18 protein-coding genes and 1 tRNA gene are annotated in these 17,821 nt (G+C 73.0%); 13 read left to right on the plus strand and 6 right to left on the minus strand.

All coding sequences use genetic code 11. The annotated features are described in order from the left end of the window. Window positions 1–133 precede the first annotated feature (133 nt). Entirely contained in the window at window positions 134–721 is a 588-nt protein-coding gene (locus ACFCY7_RS06240) for a hypothetical protein (protein WP_376481797.1), read from the plus strand. Window positions 722–940: 219 nt separating this feature from the next. Here ACFCY7_RS06240 and ACFCY7_RS06245 read toward each other — a convergent pair whose 3' ends face one another. The 4 genes from ACFCY7_RS06245 to ACFCY7_RS06260 all read right to left on the minus strand — a co-directional run bounded on the left by ACFCY7_RS06245 (window position 941) and on the right by ACFCY7_RS06260 (window position 4,139). Further along, window positions 941–1,918 (minus strand): DUF5926 family protein, encoded by a 978-nt coding sequence (locus tag ACFCY7_RS06245; RefSeq protein ID WP_376481799.1) that lies wholly within the window; start codon window positions 1,916–1,918, stop codon window positions 941–943. 451 nt (window positions 1,919–2,369) lie between these two features. Further along, window positions 2,370–2,972, minus strand: coding sequence for an ATP-binding protein (locus ACFCY7_RS06250; RefSeq protein WP_376481800.1), 603 nt, complete (start codon window positions 2,970–2,972; stop codon window positions 2,370–2,372). Between the two features lie 117 nt (window positions 2,973–3,089). Continuing rightward, complete coding sequence (locus ACFCY7_RS06255; RefSeq protein ID WP_376481802.1) at window positions 3,090–3,911, minus strand: glycerophosphodiester phosphodiesterase; 822 nt, start codon at window positions 3,909–3,911, stop codon at window positions 3,090–3,092. Between the two features lie 96 nt (window positions 3,912–4,007). Beyond that, complete coding sequence (locus tag ACFCY7_RS06260) at window positions 4,008–4,139, minus strand: hypothetical protein (protein WP_376481804.1); 132 nt, start codon at window positions 4,137–4,139, stop codon at window positions 4,008–4,010. Window positions 4,140–4,154: 15 nt separating this feature from the next. On the opposite strand from ACFCY7_RS06260, the gene ACFCY7_RS06265 reads away from it, so the two are divergent. Next, complete coding sequence (locus ACFCY7_RS06265; RefSeq protein ID WP_376481806.1) at window positions 4,155–5,744, plus strand: S1C family serine protease; 1,590 nt, start codon at window positions 4,155–4,157, stop codon at window positions 5,742–5,744. A gap of 60 nt (window positions 5,745–5,804) precedes the next feature. Here the strand turns inward: ACFCY7_RS06265 and ACFCY7_RS06270 are convergent, their stop codons facing one another. Next, on the minus strand, window positions 5,805–6,500 hold the full coding sequence (locus ACFCY7_RS06270; protein WP_376481808.1) for an MHYT domain-containing protein: 696 nt from the start codon (window positions 6,498–6,500) through the stop codon (window positions 5,805–5,807). A 115-nt stretch (window positions 6,501–6,615) separates the two neighbouring features. On the opposite strand from ACFCY7_RS06270, the gene ACFCY7_RS06275 reads away from it, so the two are divergent. Continuing rightward, window positions 6,616–6,700, plus strand: a tRNA-Ser gene (locus ACFCY7_RS06275). A gap of 80 nt (window positions 6,701–6,780) precedes the next feature. On the opposite strand, the gene ACFCY7_RS06280 is transcribed toward ACFCY7_RS06275, so the two are convergent. Next, the gene (locus tag ACFCY7_RS06280) at window positions 6,781–8,142 is read right to left on the minus strand and encodes a hypothetical protein (RefSeq protein WP_376481810.1); all 1,362 of its coding nucleotides are present in this window, start codon (window positions 8,140–8,142) and stop codon (window positions 6,781–6,783) included. Window positions 8,143–8,982: 840 nt separating this feature from the next. Here ACFCY7_RS06280 and ACFCY7_RS06285 point away from each other — a divergent pair. The 10 genes from ACFCY7_RS06285 to ACFCY7_RS06330 all read left to right on the plus strand — a co-directional run bounded on the left by ACFCY7_RS06285 (window position 8,983) and on the right by ACFCY7_RS06330 (window position 17,656). Further along, window positions 8,983–9,501, plus strand: coding sequence for a hypothetical protein (locus tag ACFCY7_RS06285; protein WP_376481812.1), 519 nt, complete (start codon window positions 8,983–8,985; stop codon window positions 9,499–9,501). A 147-nt stretch (window positions 9,502–9,648) separates the two neighbouring features. Then, a complete protein-coding gene (locus ACFCY7_RS06290) occupies window positions 9,649–9,852 on the plus strand; it encodes an antitoxin (protein WP_376481813.1) in 204 nt (67 codons plus the stop codon). A 222-nt stretch (window positions 9,853–10,074) separates the two neighbouring features. Further along, window positions 10,075–10,596 (plus strand): O-acetyl-ADP-ribose deacetylase, encoded by a 522-nt coding sequence (locus tag ACFCY7_RS06295; protein ID WP_376481814.1) that lies wholly within the window; start codon window positions 10,075–10,077, stop codon window positions 10,594–10,596. A 390-nt stretch (window positions 10,597–10,986) separates the two neighbouring features. Further along, window positions 10,987–11,292 carry a hypothetical protein gene (locus tag ACFCY7_RS06300; protein ID WP_376481816.1) on the plus strand — a complete coding sequence of 102 codons (306 nt, stop codon included), beginning with the start codon at window positions 10,987–10,989 and terminating at the stop codon, window positions 11,290–11,292. Window positions 11,293–11,555: 263 nt separating this feature from the next. Then, window positions 11,556–12,767 (plus strand): acyl-CoA dehydrogenase family protein, encoded by a 1,212-nt coding sequence (locus ACFCY7_RS06305; RefSeq protein ID WP_376481817.1) that lies wholly within the window; start codon window positions 11,556–11,558, stop codon window positions 12,765–12,767. Continuing rightward, complete coding sequence (locus tag ACFCY7_RS06310) at window positions 12,764–13,780, plus strand: bifunctional MaoC family dehydratase N-terminal/OB-fold nucleic acid binding domain-containing protein (protein WP_376481819.1); 1,017 nt, start codon at window positions 12,764–12,766, stop codon at window positions 13,778–13,780. The genes ACFCY7_RS06305 and ACFCY7_RS06310 overlap by 4 nt, the downstream gene beginning before the upstream one ends. A 1-nt stretch (window position 13,781) precedes the next feature. Continuing rightward, window positions 13,782–14,858 (plus strand): acyl-CoA dehydrogenase family protein, encoded by a 1,077-nt coding sequence (locus ACFCY7_RS06315; RefSeq protein WP_376481821.1) that lies wholly within the window; start codon window positions 13,782–13,784, stop codon window positions 14,856–14,858. Next, window positions 14,855–15,238 (plus strand): MaoC family dehydratase, encoded by a 384-nt coding sequence (locus tag ACFCY7_RS06320; protein WP_376481823.1) that lies wholly within the window; start codon window positions 14,855–14,857, stop codon window positions 15,236–15,238. The genes ACFCY7_RS06315 and ACFCY7_RS06320 overlap by 4 nt, the downstream gene beginning before the upstream one ends. Next, entirely contained in the window at window positions 15,235–16,401 is a 1,167-nt protein-coding gene (locus ACFCY7_RS06325; protein ID WP_376481825.1) for a lipid-transfer protein, read from the plus strand. Before ACFCY7_RS06320 ends, ACFCY7_RS06325 begins: the two co-directional genes overlap by 4 nt. Window positions 16,402–16,453: 52 nt before the next feature. Next, window positions 16,454–17,656, plus strand: coding sequence for a glycoside hydrolase domain-containing protein (locus ACFCY7_RS06330; RefSeq protein ID WP_376481827.1), 1,203 nt, complete (start codon window positions 16,454–16,456; stop codon window positions 17,654–17,656). Window positions 17,657–17,821: the final 165 nt, after the last annotated feature.

Raw genomic sequence — 17,821 nt, forward strand, 5'->3', positions numbered from 1 at the left:
GTTCACCCGAACGGGTGCGTACGGGGCCGACTTGTCCGGGAAACGGGCGCGCGGCAGGCCGGGCGCCCGCTGCCCGCCGATATGTTCACCCCACCGTTCGAGATCTCCAGCCGAGCAGGAGCAGGTGGGTTCCATGAGTCCGGTGAACCTCCGCGTGGTCGGACTCGGGACCACCGTCACGGTGGCCGTCCTGCTGCCGCTCGTCGCCATGGCGGGGCCGACGGGGGACCCCGCACGCTCCTCCGGCGCGGGTGACGCGAAGGCGGGGGATCTGCTGAGGGACCTCGGTCTCGGGCCGCGTACGGCCGCTTCTCCCGCGGCCCCCGCTCCGGCCGCTCCCGGCGCGGCCGCCGCTCCGGCGGCCCCGGAGCGGGTCACGCGCTGCGGTCCGGAACTCGCCTCCCCCGAAGGGGTCGAGGCGCAGACCTGTGTGCTGAGCGAGGGTCCCGACGTCTGGGCGCGCACGTACTACCGGAACGCCACGCGCCAGGATCTCGACGCGTTTCTTACCCTCATGGCCCCCGGCGGGCGGACCGTTCAAGTGCGTTGCCCGGTTCTCGCGCAAGACGAGCCGGGAACCTGCGAAACGCCTCCGGAGCGTGCTCGCGGCGCGGCCACGGCCTATACGGCGGTGTCGGAATTCGCGGGCACCGGCGAAGGCGCAGGCACTCCGCTGCTGCTGCGCTCGGGCAGCAACACGGCGGACAGCGAAGGAAGTTGAGAGTCAACGCGCCGGCCCTGCCGGAAGCGGACATGGAAAGGCCCGATCGCTGGCGACGGGGGATGCACCAGCGACCGGGCTTCCAGAACGGTAACAAGAGATCTGCTGTTCGCAAATTCGATCTCGGTTATTCGGACAGGGATTTACCCGTCCCCCGACCGTGTTGTGGCGGAAGTCACCGACTGGTCGGTCTGTCAGTCACCGATACCACCTGGGGTATCAGCTGAGAGTCACCTGACGGTTCGTGAGGCCGCCGCGCGCCCGGCGCTCCTCCGCCGTGAGCGGAGCGTCCGAGGCGAGCGCCTCGGCCAGCCGCTCGGCGAACTCGGCCGCCGGCTTCTCGCACTCCTCGGCCGTCATCGACGTCGGCAGGTCCCACACCGGCACCATCAGGCCGTGCGCCCGGAAGGAGCCGACGAGCCGGGTGTCCGCGCCGAGGGAGGTGCCCTCGCCGGCCTGGAGGCGGGCGAGCGCGTCGAGGAGCTTCTCCTCCGGGTACGGCATGACCCAGCGGAGGTGGTTCTTGTCCGGGGTCTCGCACCAGTACGCGGAGTCCACGCCCGTCAGCTTCACGGTCGGGATCGCGGCCGCGTTCGCCCGCTCCAGGGAGGCCGCGACCTCCGGGTCGCCGCCGTCCGCGGACTGCGGGATCCAGAACTCGAAGCCCGTGTGGACCTCGGGCGCGAACGCGGCGTCCGCGTCGAGCAGCTCCTGCAGGCGCGGGCCCTCGGCCGGCACGCGGCGCGCGGGGACCGGGGTGCCCGGCTCGACCTCCAGCGCGCGCTGGAGGGTGTCGGCCAGATCGCGGGCGAGGTCGCCGGAGGTGGAGTCGTTCTGCAGGGCGAGCAGGACGGAGCCGTCGTCGCGGCGGAGCGCCGGCCACGCCATCGGCAGCACGGTCGCGAGCGTCACGGACGGCACGCCCTCCGGCAGCCCTCCCTTCAGGGTGAGCGGCACGGTGGCGGCGGGCACCAGCTCGCGCAGCGCCACCCAGTCGCACTCGCCCGGCAGGCCCTCGAACGGACGCTGGACGAGCTCGGTCACGGCGTGTGCGGCGGCCCGGCCGTGACACGCCTTGTAGCGGCGGCCCGAACCGCACGGACACGGCTCGCGGGCACCGACGACCGGGATCTCCCCGCTCGTGACCTGTGCCTGACCGGTCTTGCCGGCCTTCGTCTGGGGGCGCTTCTTGGCCATGGTGTGGCTTTCTCCCGATCGCGGCGTGCTGCGCGCTGTGTGCGCTGAGTGCGTGCTGTATCGGGCGCGAGCCTAGCCGCACCGGACCCGACCGCCCCTCAGGCGGGGCGCGGAGCTCCCGTCAGGCGACCGGACCTGCCGGTGCTCGGCGTCGGGGCTCGCGGGTGCTCGGCGTCCGGCTCGCCGGTGCTCGCCGGTCTGGGCGGTGTCGGGTCCTCGCCGGTTCGGGCGGTGTCCGGTGCTCGCCCGGAGGCTGTCCGTTCCCGCCGTCCGTGGCGGGAACCCGAGGCTCTGCCGGGCCGACGTCGATTTCTCGCCGTCCGCGGCATCGGGGCCTTGCCAAGCCGGCGTCGGGTTCTCGTCGGTCCGGGCGTCGGTTCCCATCGGTCCGGGCGTCGGGCGTCGGGCCTCGCCGGTCCGTCGCGCGGGCCTCGCCGGCCGCGCTCCGGGGTCAGTCCAGATCGTCGTACGCGTCCAGGAAGTCGAAGCCGGAGCCGCCGCCGACGCGTGCCGCGAAGTCCTCGCGGCGGTGCCCCTCGGTGACCACCACCCAGACGGTGACCTCGCCGGTCGCGCTGTCCCGCACGCCCCAGTCCTGGGCCAGCGCACCGATGATGTTCAGCCCGCGGCCGCCGTGCGCGGTGACGGAGGGCGTCGACGGAACGGGGCGCGTCGGACCGCCGCCGTCCGTGACCTCGACCCGCAGGCCGCCGGCCGGATCGACCCGCCAGGCCGCCCGTACATCACCGTCGCCCCGCTCCGAGCATCCCAGCGGCCTGGCGTACCGGCAGGCGTTGCTGAGCAGCTCGGAAAGGATCAGTACCGCGTCGTCGACGACCGATTCGGACACCCCGCTGCGGTACAGCTCGTCCCGCATCCGGTGCCTCGCCTCACCCACGCCGGCAGGGCCATGGGGTACGGCCATGCTCGACGACGTGGGCACCTCTTGTGCCACCACCAACGCCACCCCCGAGACCTCCTTTGCCCCACGCCACCGTGTGGATGCCCCAATGGCCTGGACCGGAAACCGGCCAATCCGCGTTCGATGAGGCACTCGTGACGATCGCGTACACACAGAACGCGCCGGTGCACTCCCTGTAAGTCCTGTTGTGTCCTGTGAAGGGTGAGAAAAGAGAGGCGAACGAAAAGGGAGAAGTCGGGATATCGGCGCTCAGTCGCGGCCCAGTTGGGCGAGCACCTGCTTCGGGCGGTTGGTGATGATCGCGTCAACGCCCAGGCGCTCGCAGAGCTCGACGTCCTCGGCGTCGTCCACCGTCCAGACGTGGACCTGGTGCCCGGCCTTCTGGAGCCGCAGGATCACCGCGGGGTGGTGGCGGACGATCCGGATCGACGGACCGGCGATGCGCGCGCCCGCGGGAAGCCGTCCGTCGCGCAGCCGGGGCGAGACGAACTGGGCCAGCGAGACCGTGGGCAGCGTCGGCGCCGCCGCGGCGATCCGGTGCAGCGAACGCGCCGAGAAGCTCATGATCCGTACGGGAGAGTCGGCCGGGGACTCCGGCTCGTCCAGGCCGAACCGCTTGAGGAGCTGGAGCAGCCGCTCCTCGACCTGGCCCGCCCACCGGGTCGGGTGCTTGGTCTCGATCGCCAGCTCGACCCGGCGCCCGGCATCGGAGACCAGCTCCAGGAGGCGCTCCAGGGTGAGGACGGACGTCGAGCCGGGATCGCGCCGGTCCGGGCTCTCGCCCGACTCGTCGCGGCCCTTCCAGGTCCCGAAGTCCAGCGCCGCGAGATCGGCCAGTTCGAGGGCGGACACGGCTCCGCGACCGTTCGAGGTGCGGTCGACGCGGCGGTCGTGGACGCAGACGAGATGGCCGTCGGCCGTGAGCCGGACGTCGCACTCCAGGGCGTCGGCGCCGTCCTCGATGGCCTTCACATAGGCGGCCAGGGTGTGTTCCGGTGCGTCCTCGGATGCTCCACGGTGGGCGACGACCTGGAGGGGGACGCGGTTCGGGTGCTGCCGTGCGTGAGTCACGGCGTCATGGTGCCATTGGCGCGGTGCGGCGGGCACACCGGAGCGGGTCCGTTCTGTCCGTATATAAAGGTGTGGGTGCGAATGCACAGCTCCGCCTTACAGCGGCCTGACGTCCGGTGGGAAAAGCTGGTGCAGCACCCTGGAGCAGTAGAAGCAGTAGAAGCAGTAGAAGCAGTAGAAGCAGTAGATGCAGTAGGTGGTCAGCAGGACCACATCCCGCGCAGTCAACGAGGAGAGCGAGCTGTGAGCACCGAGAACGAGGGCACGGCGGTTCCGGCGGACCCGGCTGCCCCGTCCGCCCCTCCCACGCCTCCCGCACCCCCGACGACTCCGCCCACGAAGAGCGCGACGGAGTCGGCGGCCCAGGCCGCCCCGGCCCCGGCGGCCGCGGAGCCCACCCCGGCCGCTCCCGCGGAACCCGAGCCCGCCCCGACGCAGACGCTGCCCCGGACCGAGCCCCAGGCGCCCGCTTCCGACCAGGCCCACACCCAGGCTCAGCCCGCTTTCGACCAGGCCCACGGTCAGGCTCAGCCCGCCCACGACCCGGCTCACGCCCAGCCCGGCTACGCGCAGGCCCCGGCGGGCGCGCAGGCCCCGGCGGGCGCGCAGGCGCCGGCCCACGCCGCGGCCGGTGGCTGGCCGCCGCCCCCGCCGGCGGTACCGGCGTGGGGTGCGCCGCCCCCGCCCGCGCAGCCCGCACCGGGGGCCCGGAAGCGGGCCGGCGGGATGGTCGCCGCCGTCCTGGTGGCGGCGCTCGTCGCCGGCGGCATCGGCGGAGGCATCGGCTACTGGGCGGCGGAGCGCGGCGACAACGGCGGCTTCAGCTCGACCACGGTCTCCTCCGGCGACGCCCCGGCCTCCTTCAAGCGCGAAGCGGGCACGGTCGCCGCGGTGGCGGCGAAGGCACTGCCGAGCGTGGTCACCATCCAGGCGAAGTCCGGCGGCAGCGAGGGCGAGGGCGGCACGGGCACGGGCTTCGTGTACGACCAGGAAGGCCACATCGTCACCAACAACCACGTGGTGGCGTCGGCCGCGGACGGCGGCACGCTCTCCGTGACCTTCTCGGACGGCAAGTCGTACGACGCCGAGGTCGTCGGCCGGGCCCAGGGCTACGACGTCGCCGTCCTGAAGCTGACGAACGCCCCGAAGGGGCTGACGCCGCTGCCGCTCGGCGACTCCGACAAGGTCGCCGTCGGCGACTCGACGATCGCCATCGGCGCGCCCTTCGGCCTGTCGAACACGGTGACGACGGGCATCATCAGCGCCAAGAACCGCCCGGTCGCCTCGGGCGACGGCTCCGGCGGCAGCAACTCGTACATGAGCGCGCTGCAGACCGACGCCTCGATCAACCCGGGCAACTCCGGCGGCCCGCTGCTCGACGCGAGCGGCGCCGTGATCGGCATCAACTCGGCCATCCAGTCCACCGGCAGCGGCTTCGGCCAGTCCCAGGCGGGCTCGATCGGCCTCGGCTTCGCCATCCCGGTCAACCAGGCCAAGAACGTGGCCCAGCAGCTGATCAAGACGGGCAAGCCGGTCTACCCGGTGATCGGCGCGACCGTGAACATGAACAGCAAGGGCGGCGGCGCCACCATCGCCTCCCAGGGCGCCGGCGGCACCGCCCCGGTCACCGCGAACGGCCCCGCGGCCAAGGCCGGCCTGAAGGCGGGCGACGTGATCACCGGCTTCGGCGGCCACCAGATCGACAGCGGCCCCACCCTCATCAGCGAGATCTGGACCCACAAGCCCGGCGACTCCGTGAAGGTCACCTACGAGCGCGACGGCAAGACCGCCACGGCCACCGTCACCCTCGGCGAGCGCACCGGCGACAGCTGACGACCCCCGCCGCACGCGAGGGAGGGGAGCACCGGACACCCGGTGCTCCCCTCCCTCGCGTCACGCCCGTCCGTCGTAAGACGACTGCGAGTGCGTGCCCGTGCCCGTGTACGCGTACGTGTGCGGATCCGCGTACGTGTACGGCGCGGCGTCGGACTCCCACGCCCCCGGCGCGACCCCGACCTCCCCGATGTCGACCCGGGAGGCACCGCCGCGGCTGCTGCGGCTGCCGTGGCTGCCGTGGCCGGTGTGCCGTCCGTGCCGTCCGTGCCGTCCGTACTGCGGCTCGTCGCCGTCCCCCATGATCAGCAGCGGGTCGAACATCACGACGGCCGCGGCGAGGACGAGGAAGATCAGCGGCCCGACCAGCATCGGCAGGACGTTCAGGAGCGACGACCCCTCGGCCGCGTGCGAGACGTGGTCCACGCGCACGCTGACCGCGGCCATGCCGGTGTAGTGCATGCCGGTCACGGCGATGCCCATGACCACACTGGCGCCCAGGCTGGCCAGGAAGCCGCGGATCGAGACGGCCGCCCACAGCGCGGCGGTCGCCGCCGCGACGGCGATGAGAACGGACAGGGCGACGACGACGGGGTCGTACAGGAGCCGCCCGCCCATCCGCATGGCCGCCATGCCCAGGTAGTGCATGCCGGCGACGCCGAGACCGGTGAGCACGCCCGCGAGCAGCAGCGGGGTCGGCCGGGTGCCGAGGTAGCCCACGATGAACACGCCCACGCCCACCACGAGCACGGCCACCCGTGCCCGCCCGGCCCCGGCCACCCACAACCGCCCACCCTCAAAAGTCAGTACATCCGCAGCAGCGCCCAGCCGGTAGGCTGTAGCCGCTCCGCAGCAGGTGAGGCGAGGCACAGGTGGGTTGCCCGAGCGGCCTAAGGGAACGGTCTTGAAAACCGTCGTGGCGCGAGTCACCGTGGGTTCAAATCCCACACCCACCGCAGACGAACGGCCCCTGACCGGATGGAACGGTCAGGGGCCGTCGGCGTTCCCGGTGCCGTGGTGAGGGGAGCGGGTGGGGTCAGGGGTGGGTGCGGGCCTGTGGGTCGTTCAGGCAGAGGGCGATGTTGCGGACCGCCGCGGTGAGTTCCTCGATCACCCGGGCCGCCTGCTCCGCGTTGTGGAAGACCGGGCGGTCCGTGAGGGAGCGGCTCAGCTCCTCCGCGGCCCGGACGGCGGGGCCGGCGTCCCCGGCGGCCGCGGGAGGGGCCGCGGGCACGGGAGGGGCCGCGGGCACGGGCGCCGCGCTCTGAGGGGGAGGCGGAGGGGCGGAGGGGTACGACTCGGGCTCCGTCCGGTAGCCGCCGAAGGACGGCGAGAAGGAGCCGGAGCCGACGGCCAGGGAGGTGCGCGCCTCCTCCCGGATGTGCGGGACCGCGAAGTGGTTCTGCTCGTGCTGCGGGACCGCGAAGTGGTGTTGCTCGTGCTGGGGGGCCGCGAAGTGATCCTGTGCGTGCTGGGGAACTGAACCCTGTCCGTGCTGGGGGGCCTGAGTCTGGTCGTGCTGCGGGACTGGGACCGGGGTCGGGGCCATCCCGTGCTGGGGAGCCGGGGCCGGGGCCATCCCGTGCTGGGGAGCCGGGGCCGGGGCCATCCCGTGCTGGGGGGTCGGGGCCGGGGGCTGGGACTGGCGGGCCCGGGGAAGGGCCAGGTGGTCGAAGCCCGGGAACGCCGGCGTGGTCGGGTGCGCGGCGGGCTGGGGGTACTCGCTCTGCCACTGCGCGCGGTAGTACTCCACCTGGTCCTCGCAGGAGGAGCGGGAGTGGAAGACCGCGGTGTCGTCGCCGAGGTCCGGGTACCAGAGGTTGGGGCCGGGGAAACGTACGGTCCGCATGCGGGGTTTGATCTGCTCGGCGCACCCCATGCAGCAGCCCTCCGGCACGATGAGCGGGATGCCGCCGGTCTGCTCCGGACGCCGGGGGCCGCCCTCCGGGCAGTACTCCCCGTGGTGGCAGGGCGGCAGTTCGCCGCAGGCCCGGCAGACGGCGTAGTGCTCGGGGAGGACCTGCCAGTCCAGGCTGGCGGGGGCGCACCAGTGCTTCACCGCCGACCGGGGCAGGTTTTCGTCGCGCAGCACGAGCACCACCGGTCGCCTGTAGAACTCGGCGCGATCGGGGGCCGGTTTGAACGCCTGGTTCTCGGCCCGCCGCAGTTCGTTGGCGTGCCACCACAGCTCCACGTGGTCGCGCCATGCCTTCTCATAGGATTTCGGCCATGAGTTGTCCGGGTAACCGGTGATCTCCAGGACGCGCCACGCCCGTCGGTCCAGCACGACGATGGAACCGGCCCGGAGCCGCAGATGTGTTCCCTTGCCGTCCTCGTCCGGCCAGTCGTGACGGCCGATGAGCGTGGGCTGGTCCGGGAGCCACCTGCGAATCTGCATGACACGCTCCTAGGCGAAGAAACCTCATAGTTTCAACTGGGGCAGTAGGTGACATTCTGAACAATTTAGGCTTCGGCTTGGGGTTAGACACGCACACAGCGCTGATCGATTGAGGGCCGGAAACGCCTTCTGGCCGGGCATTTCGCTTCTCCCGCCCGACGGGATCCGGAGACGCGCGTCCCCGCGGGGCGGCTGCCGCGGAGCCGGGTGCGGCGTCCCGACACCCACTCGTACGCGTGACGCCGCTTCCACCGTCGTCAGCCCGTACGTATGCATCATCCCGTGCGGTGGCCGCCGGCTGCTTCGGACGGGGGTTTCTCGGTCCGGAGAGGTGGTAAAGCGGCCGTCCCCCCGCGGGCGGGGCCGGTGGGGCCGGGAACCGCGGAGACGGCGGTGTGGAGATGCGCGTCGTGCTCGTCCGGGGAGACATCACCGCCGAGGCGGCGGACGCGGTGACCGGCAGGCTCGGTGCGGGACCCTGTTCGTGCTCCGCACACGTCCAACGCCTTTGTCAGGACTTCCCACTGATCATTTCAGAGGGAACGGTCTTTGAAACCGTCGTGGCGCGAGTCACCGTGGGTTCACATCCCACACCCACCGCAGTGGGCCGGCGCGTGCGCCGGACGAGGAGGGGCGTCCCGGGTTCTTCCGGGGCGCCCCTTCGTCGTGGGCCCGTACTCCCGTCGGAGGTCCTGGCTCGCGGAGGGGTGCGGGGCGGGTGAGCATCGCAGCAGGTGTGGGTTGCCGCCCGCCCTCGACCGCTCGGGGTTCCGGCCGGGGTTTCCTCCCGGCGGTCGGTGGACCCCTGGTCTTCCCCGCCCCTTTCTGGAGGTACGCGTCATGGCAGGCTTCTCGCTCGACTCCGTGGAGGCCGTCGTCGGCGGCGGAAGGGCCGTGATCTCGGCCGACGACAGCACGGTCGTCGCCGCCGTGCAGGACACCCTGCGGCACGGCAGGTCCGCGACGTTCTACTTGACCCCGGAGCAGGCGGCGACGGTCCGGTCCTGGTACTGGACGCCCAAGCGGGTCGCGGAGCGCGGGCTGGAGCCCGTGTCGAACGAGGAGCTGCAGAGGATCGAGTCCGAGTTGGGGGTCGGGGGCATGGGCCACTCGTACTCCAACCGGGTCGCGTGCGAATGCGGGGCCGTCTACGGGGCGTTCGAGTTCGTCCAGCAGGGCATCGCGGAGCACGGCAAGGAGCAGGTGGACGCGGTGCTCGCGCTGGAGGACGTCTACGTCCTGCGGGTCAATCCCGTGAACGCCTCCGTGTGCCCCGCCTGTACGCGCGGGATCCTCGTCGGCCACGAGTACGACATGGCCAGCCGGTACGGGTGCTCCCGGACCGAGGCGCCCGTCTGACGGCGGAGGCGGCAGGTCGGACCGGGCGTCTCCGGCGTCTCGTCGCGGACCGCGAGGTGCAGGGCTTCGGGGGAGACGGCTCAGCGGATGCGGATTGCGGGGGGTGCCGTGATGCTGGAGGGGCTGGAATCGCGCTAGGAGGCCAGGATGTCCATGTTGGACAAGCTCAAGGGAATGCTGAAGGGCCACGAGGAGCAGGCGTCCCAGGGCATCGACAAGGCCGGCGACTTCGTCGACCAGAAGACCCAGGGCAAGTACAGCGGCCAGGTCGACACCGCCCAGGAGAAGCTCAAGGAGCAGCTGGGGCGCACCGACCCGGGGCAGGGCCAGGACAAGCCGCCCCAGCCGTAGGACCGCGCCGATCCCGCCGCCGCGGGTGTCGGCCGGCAGGTCCGTACGCCGGACGGTGAGGGGGCGCCCCGGGTTCTTCCGGGGCGCCCCTTCCGGGTCGCGGGGGGCGCCCCTTCCGGGTCGTGCGGCGGCCTGTCAGGGTGCGCGGTGGGAAATCCGATGGCCGGGGCGCATCCCGGGGGGCTTGAATCCGGCGGGGACGACCGGAGGAAAGGGCTCATCGTGGTGCGCATCGTGCTGGTTCAGGGGGACATCACCGCGGAGGCGGCGGACGCCGTGGTCAACGCCGCGAACTCCTCGCTGCTCGGCGGCGGCGGCGTCGACGGCGCCATCCACCGGAAGGGCGGCCCGGAGATCCTCGCCGCCTGCCAGGACCTGCGCCGCTCGCACTACGGCAAGGGCCTGCCGACCGGGCGGGCCGTGGCGACCACGGCGGGGCGCCTGCCGGCCCGCCACGTGATCCACACGGTGGGGCCGGTCTGGTCGCGGGACGAGGACCGCTCGGACCTGCTGGCCTCCTGCTACCGCGAGTCCCTTCGGGTGGCCGACGAGCTCGGGGACCGCACCGTCGCGTTCCCGGCGATCTCCACCGGCATCTACGGCTGGCCGATGGACGACGGTGCCCGGATCGCCGTGGAGACGGTGCGGGCGGCCCGTACCGAGGTGGAGGAAGTGCGCTTCGTGCTGTTCGACGCGCCCGCGTACGCGGCTTTCGAGGCGGCGGTGGGGGACGCGGGCGCGTAGACCGCGCTCCGGGGCGCGGACCGGCCTCGAACTCCTTCGCCGTGATGGCTCATGTGCTCGATGGCTCGGTACGGGAGACGCGCCGGGGCGTCCGTGCCAGGTGGCGGTCGGCGGAGAAGGTGCCGGAACGCTTCCCCCCTTGCGGCACACCGCCCGTGCCCGTACCGACCCCGCTTCACCCCGGTGAGCTGCGGCTTTGATCGGACTGCCGGGGTTTATCGGCTTGTCCTCACGCTTGCGGGGGAATCGGTCGCTCCGGGGTGGTTCGCCGGGGATTCGGTGGGCAACTCTGGAGTCGCGACGTCGAGCAGAAAACGACCGGGGCGGTAGGCCGACTGCCTTGGAAATGGCCGTACTTCAGCACCGATTTCAGTTCCCGGAGGAACACACATGGCAAGCATCCGTACCGCCCGCATCCTCGCCGCTGCCGCCGCCCTGCCCCTCGCCGCCGCGCTCTTCACGGGGGTGGCCCAGGCCGACAACGGCGGGTTCGCGGACGACGGATCGAACACGAGCGTCGCCTCGATCATCGGGAGCGGCGTGGGTGGGGACAACCACGGCAACTCGACCACCACGCAGCAGGTGGCGACCGGTTCCGGTGCCTCCAACCAGAACAACACCGCGAGCGTGAACGGCTCCGCCTTCACCCACATCTCCCAGTCCAACAACGTGGTGAACTTCAACCCGTGGTGGTGACCGGCAGCACGGGAGCCGGCCCGACGGGGGGCGTGACCGCGGTGTGAACGACGGCCCGCGCGGTGGTACTTCGGTACCGGCGCGCGGGCCGTCGCGCTGTCGTGTGCGGCGTGCCGGAGCAGGGCGCGTGAGGGGGGCCGGGCGGGTGCTGAGGGGAAGCCGGGCGGGTTCCGGAGCCGGGTGCGGGCGTCGGCGACCTTGACAGGGGTCCTGAATCTGACGGACAGTCAGAAACCTCAGTCGTCCCACGGGAGGCCGTCGCCGTGCACCTCGCCCCGACCGAGCGGCAGCTGCGGCTGCGCGCCGAACTCCGCGCGTACTTCCGGGAGCTGATGCCCGACGGCCCGCCTCCCCCCGACGACGCCGGTGCCCAGCGCCGGCTGCTCCGCCGCATCGGCGCCGACGGGCTGCTCGGCCTCGGCTGGCCCGAGGAGTACGGCGGGCAGGGGCGCGGCCCGGACGAGCAGTTCGTCTTCTTCGACGAGGCGTACCGCGCGGGCGCCCCCGTCTCGATGGTCACCCTCAACACCGTCGGACCGACCCTGATGGCGTACGGCACCGAGGAGCAGAAGGCCTTCTTCCTGCCCCGGATCCTGCGCGGCGAGACCGTCTTCGCCATCGGGTACAGCGAGCCCGAGGCGGGCACCGACCTCGCCTCCCTCCGCACCCGGGCGGTGCGGGACCCGGCCCCCGCGGAAGGGGCCGCGGCGGGCGGGAGCTCCGCGGACGACGGCTCCTGGGTGATCGACGGGCAGAAGATCTTCACCTCCAACGCCCAGAACGCCGACTGGATCTGGCTCGCCTGCCGCACCGATCCCGACGCGCCCCCGCACCGGGGCATCTCCATCGTCCTGGTCCCCACCGACGCCCCCGGCTTCTCCTGGACCCCCATCGCGACCGTGGGCGGGCTGACGACGACCGCCACGTACTACGACGGGATCCGGGTCCCCGCGGGCAACCTCGTCGGACCCGAGCACGGCGGCTGGGGGCTCATCACCAGCCAGCTGAACCACGAGCGGGTCGCGCTCGCCGCGATCGGCATGCAGGCCGAGGACTTCTTCGGTGCCGTGCTCGACCGGGCGCGTACCCCCGATCCGGTGACGGGCAGGCGCCGCGTTGACGAGCCGTGGATTCGGATTCGAGCCGCCGAAGCGCACGCCCGGCTGGCGGCGACACGCCTGCTGAACTGGCGTTTGGTGGGGGACGTGGGGGCCGGCCGGCTGGCCCCGGGCGACGCGAGCGGAGTGAAGTTCGCGGGAACCGAATCGGCGGTGGAGGTGTATCGAATATGTCAGGAGATCGCGGGCGGGGCGGGGACGGTGCGGGCGGGATCGCCGGGGGAGTTCGACGGCGGTGAGCTGGAGCGCATGAACCGTGCCGCGCAGATCAACACCTTCGGGGGAGGGGTGAGCGAGGTGCAGCGCGAGATCGTCGCGAGGATGCGGCTCGGCATGAAGGGGAGGGGGCGGCGATGAGCGGAACGGAGCGGTCGGCGGACGGGCTGTACGAGCTGCTCGCCGCGTACGAGGGCCGGCCCGCCGCCGTCGGGGGCACCGGCAAGGACCCGGTCAACCTGCCCATGATCAGACACTGGTGCGAGGCCATGGGCGACGCCCACCCCGCCTACCGGGGGCCGGAGGCCGTCGCTCCGCCGACCATGCTCCAGGCGTGGACGATGGGCGGCCTCTCCGGGCACACCGACCGCTCCGGGGCGTACGACGAGCTGCTCGGCCTCCTCGACGGCGCCGGCTACACCTCGGTGGTCGCGACGGACTGCGAGCAGGAGTACCTGCGGCCCCTGCGGCCCGGCGACGAGGTCACCTTCGACGCCGTCATCGAGTCCGTGTCGCCGCGCAAGACCACCAAGCTCGGCACCGGGCACTTCGTGACGACGCGGATGGACGTACGGGCGGCCGGCACCCTCGCCGGCACCCACCGCTTCCGCATCCTCAAGTACGCCCCCGCCGGCCGCGGCCCCACCGACGCCGGGGCCGGCGCCGGGATCGGGACGGAGGCCGGGACCGGCACCAGCGCCCTCGGTACCGGCGGCGGGACCGGCGCCGGTACCGAGGGCGAGCGGCCGAAGGCGCGGCGCCCGCGTCCCGTGGTCAACCGGGACAACGCCGGGTTCTGGGAGGGCGTGGCCGCGCACAAGCTGCTCATCCAGCGCTGCGGCGACTGCGCGGCGCTCCGCTTCCCCTGGCTTCCGGGGTGCGCCGACTGCGGCTCGCGGGAGTGGGACACGGTCGAGGCGAGCGGCGCCGGGCGGGTCTTCTCGTACGTGGTGATGCACCACCCGTCCTTCCCGGCCTTCGACCCGCCCTACGCGGTGGGGCTGATCGAACTCGCCGAGGGCGTACGGATGATCAGCAACGTGGTGGGAGTGCCGTACGACAAGGTGCGGATCGGGATGCCGGTGCGGCTGGAGTTCCTGCGGGCCGACGAGGAGCTGGAGCTTCCCGTCTTCCGCGCGGGAGGGGAGGACTGACATGGACTTCACCCCCACCGAGGAGCAGGAGGCCGCCCGCGAGCTGGCCGGGCGGATCCTCGGCGACCTCGCCACCCACGAACGGCTCAGGGCCGCCGGCACCGGTACCGACGCCGAGCTCTGGAAGGCCCTCTGCGCGGCCGGCCTCCCCGGCGCCGTCGAGGACACCGGCCTCCTCGGCCTCGTCCTCCTCCTGGAGGAACAGGGCCGCGTCACCGCCCAGGTCCCGTTCGCCGCGACCTGTGTCTACGGGATCCTCGCCGTCACCCGGCACGGCACCCGGGAGCAGCGCGCCCGCCTCCTCCCCGGCCTCCGCGACGGCACGACGGTGGTCACGGGCGCCCTGCCGACCGCCGGCACGGTCACCTCCCGCGACGAGCCGCCCCACGGCGGGCCCGGCGGAGCAGTGGCCGGCAGCGGGCGGCTCAGCGGGGTCGTGGAATGGGTGCCGTGGCTCAGGGACGCCACCCATGTCCTCGTCCCCGACGAGAACCACACCCTGTGGCTGGTCCGCACGGAGGACGCGGCGGCCGTCGAGGCCGTCGAGCTCACCGCGCCCTGGTCGGCCGGCCGGCTCGTCCTGGCGGGGACGCCCGCCGAGCGGCTCGGTGGGCCCGGGGCGGCGGCCTACGCGGACGTGCTCGCCGCCGCGCGGATCGCCTTCGCCGGGCTGCAGGCGGGGGTGTGCGCCGGGTCGTTGGCGAGGGCCGTGGCGTACACGTCGGTGCGGGAGCAGTTCGGCCGGCCGCTGGCCACGCATCAGGCGGTGCAACTGCGGGCCGCCGACGCCCATATGGACACCGAGGCCATCCGTGTCACGGCCTACGAGGCGGCCTGGCGGTTCGACGAGGGCCTGGACGCCGAGGAGGCGGCCCTGACCGCCGCCTGGTGGGCGTCCGAGGCGGGGAAGCGGGTCGTGCACGCCGGACAGCACCTGCACGGCGGCATGGGCGCGGACCTCGACCACCCCGTCCACCGGCACTTCCTGTGGGGCCGGCAGCTCGACTCCTATCTGGGCTGCGGCACCGAACTGCTCGCCGAGCTCGGCGACCTGCTCGCGAAGGGAGACCCGTCATGAAGGCCGGGGACGAACTGCCGCCGCTGCGGATCCCGATCACCCGCACCCTGATCGTCGCCGGGGCCGTCGCCTCCCGCGACTACCAGGACGTGCACCACGACGCCGAACTGGCCCGGGAGAAGGGGTCGCCGGACATCTTCATGAACATCCTCACCACCAACGGACTCGTCGGCCGGTACATCACCGACCACTTCGGCCCCCGGGCCGTCCTCCGCAAGGTCGCCATCCGGCTCGGCGCCCCCAACCACCCCGGGGACACCATGGTCCTGACCGGGACGGTCACCGAGGTGGACGGGGACACGGTCGGCGTCAGGGTCGTCGGGGCGAACGGGCTCGGACACCACGTCACCGGGACGGTCACCGTGGAGGTCGGGCGATGAGCCTCCGCGCCAGGGACGAGCTGGGCGGCCGGGCGGCCGTCGCGGGCATCGGGGCCACCGAGTTCTCCAAGGACTCCGGCCGCAGCGAACTCTCCCTCGCCGTCGAGGCGGTGCGGGCGGCCCTCGACGACGCCGGGCTCACGCCCGCCGACGTCGACGGCCTGGTCACCTTCACCATGGACACCAACCCCGAGATCACCGTCGCCCAGGCGTCCGGCATCGGCGAGCTGTCGTTCTTCTCCCGCGTGCACTACGGCGGCGGGGCGGCCTGCGCCACCGTGCAGCAGGCCGCGCTCGCCGTCGCGGCCGGGGTGGCCGAGGTCGTCGTCTGCTACCGGGCGTTCAACGAGCGCTCGGGCCGCCGCTTCGGCTCCGGCGTCCAGCAGCGCGAGCCCTCCGCCGAGGGCGCGGCCCTCGGCTGGCAGCTGCCCTTCGGGCTGCTCACCCCGGCCTCCTGGGTCGCCATGGCCGCCCAGCGGTATCTGCACACCTACGGGCTGACCCCGGACGCCTTCGGCCACGTCGCCGTCACCGACCGGCGGCACGCGGCCCGCAACCCCGCCGCCTACTTCCACGGGAAGCCGATCACCCTCGCCGACCACGCCGCCTCGCGCTGGATCGTCGAGCCGCTCCGGCTCCTCGACTGCTGCCAGGAGACCGACGGCGGCCAGGCGATCGTCGTCACCTCCGTCGAGCGCGCCCGTGACCTGCGGAATCCGCCCGCCGTGATCCTCGCGGCGGCGCAGGGCGCCGGACGCCGACAGGAAGCCATGACCAGCTTCTACCGGGACGATCTGTCGGGGCTGCCGGAGATGGGCGTGGTCGCCCGGCAGCTGTGGCGGACGTCCGGCCTCGCGCCGACCGACATCGACGTGGGCATCCTCTACGACCACTTCACCCCGTTCGTGCTGATGCAGCTGGAGGAATTCGGCTTCTGCGGGCCCGGCGAGGCGGCCGACTTCGTCGCGGCCGACGCCCTCCCGCTGAACACCCACGGCGGTCAGCTCGGCGAGGCCTACCTCCACGGCATGAACGGCATAGCGGAGGCCGTGCGTCAGGTGCGCGGCACCTCCGTCAACCAGATACCCGGCGCGGCCAGGACACTGATCACGGCGGGCACCGGTGTTCCCACGTCCGGGTTGATCCTGGGCACGGACGGCTGAGGCGACGGGCCCAGCGGTGGCCGGGTGGCGCGGGCGGTTTTTCACTCGCGCCATGAGCACAAGCGCCCGCCCCCCTGCCGCACCCGAACCCGACCCCGTACACGCACCCGAACCCGACCCCGTACGCACACCCCTGCGCGCACCCGAACCCGACCCCGTTCCCGAGGTGTCCTCGGCACCGCCGCCTCCGTCCTCGCCACCGCCCTCGGCCTCGCCGTCCTCGCCCTCGCCGTCCTCGCGTTCCGCGCCGCCTCACGGGGCGCGGTCCGCGCTGGCCGCCCTGATGGTGGCGGTGGCCGGCGCGGGCCTCCTGATCGCCCCCGCCGCCGACACCGCCACCCGCTCCGACGCCTCCACCCACGCCTCGACCCAAGCCCCCACCCACGCCTCGACCCAAGCCCCCACCCGTGCCGACGCCCAAGCCCCCACCCGTGCCGATGCCCTCGCCTCCACCCGTGCCGATGCCCTCGCTCTCGCCGGTGCGCCCGCGCTCGCGTACTTCGAGGGCAAGGCCTTCGACACGTGCGAGGCGCCGTCGCTCGCGGTGATGGAGGCGTGGCGCAGCTCGCCGTACGGGGCCGTGGGGATCTACTTCGGCGGTCGGGGTCGGGGGTGCCCGGAACAGCGGGAGCTGAGCCCGGCGTGGGTCGCCTCGGCGCACGCCATGGGCTGGCGGTTGCTGCCCCTGTTCGTCGGCTCCCAGGCGCCGTGCGTCATCTCCCCCGCCAAGCGGCCGTACGCGATCGGTGCCGACCCCGGGGGGCAGGGCACCAAGGAGGGGGCCGAGGCGGTACGGGCGGCGCAGGCCCTGGGGATGGGCGCGAGCAGCCCGCTGTACCTGGACATCGAGGCCTACCAGCGGGAAGACGCGCGGTGCGCCGCGACGACCCTCTCGTTCGTCCGAGCCTGGAACAGGGAGGTGCGACGCCTCGGCTACGTTCCCGGCTTCTACAGCAGCGCCGATTCGGGGGTCAGGGACATCGAGGCGCAGCGGAAGGCGGGCACGACGGACCTGCCGGCCGTGATGTGGTTCGCGCGCTGGCGGGGCCAGCCGGCGCTGTACACCGAGTCCGTACTGCACCCGCAGGCCTGGATGCCGCACGCCCGCATCCACCAGTACGTGGGCGACGTCGCCGAGTCGCACGGCGGTCGCCGCCTCTCCATCGACCGCAGCGAGGTGGACGCGCCCGTCGCCCGTGTCACGACCAGGAACGCGTTCGCGGCGACCCGGCCCCGACCGGTGCAGGAGCCGTGAGCGACACGGGGCCACAGCCAGTACAGAAGCCGTGAGCGACACGGGCCTCGGCCAGTACAGAAGCGGTGAGCGACACGGGATCCGGCCGGTACAGAAGCGGTGAGCGACATGGGGCCCGGCCGGTACAGAAGCGCTGAACGCGGCCCCCGTCCGCCCCTCCGCCGT

Origin of the sequence: Streptomyces sp. NPDC056361 (genome assembly GCF_042262805.1) — a bacterium.
GTDB lineage: Bacteria > Actinomycetota > Actinomycetes > Streptomycetales > Streptomycetaceae > Streptomyces.

Coding starts and splice junctions, on each gene's coding strand:
- ACFCY7_RS06240 (WP_376481797.1), top strand. CDS start 134: ATGAGTCCGGTGAACCTCCGCGTGGTCGGACTCGGGACCACCGTCACG.
- ACFCY7_RS06330 (WP_376481827.1), top strand. CDS start 16,454: ATGAGCACAAGCGCCCGCCCCCCTGCCGCACCCGAACCCGACCCCGTA.
- ACFCY7_RS06285 (WP_376481812.1), top strand. CDS start 8,983: ATGGCAGGCTTCTCGCTCGACTCCGTGGAGGCCGTCGTCGGCGGCGGA.
- ACFCY7_RS06315 (WP_376481821.1), top strand. CDS start 13,782: ATGGACTTCACCCCCACCGAGGAGCAGGAGGCCGCCCGCGAGCTGGCC.
- ACFCY7_RS06290 (WP_376481813.1), top strand. CDS start 9,649: ATGTCCATGTTGGACAAGCTCAAGGGAATGCTGAAGGGCCACGAGGAG.
- ACFCY7_RS06300 (WP_376481816.1), top strand. CDS start 10,987: ATGGCAAGCATCCGTACCGCCCGCATCCTCGCCGCTGCCGCCGCCCTG.
- ACFCY7_RS06280 (WP_376481810.1), bottom strand. CDS start 8,142: ATGCAGATTCGCAGGTGGCTCCCGGACCAGCCCACGCTCATCGGCCGT.
- ACFCY7_RS06245 (WP_376481799.1), bottom strand. CDS start 1,918: ATGGCCAAGAAGCGCCCCCAGACGAAGGCCGGCAAGACCGGTCAGGCA.
- ACFCY7_RS06325 (WP_376481825.1), top strand. CDS start 15,235: ATGAGCCTCCGCGCCAGGGACGAGCTGGGCGGCCGGGCGGCCGTCGCG.
- ACFCY7_RS06320 (WP_376481823.1), top strand. CDS start 14,855: ATGAAGGCCGGGGACGAACTGCCGCCGCTGCGGATCCCGATCACCCGC.
- ACFCY7_RS06310 (WP_376481819.1), top strand. CDS start 12,764: ATGAGCGGAACGGAGCGGTCGGCGGACGGGCTGTACGAGCTGCTCGCC.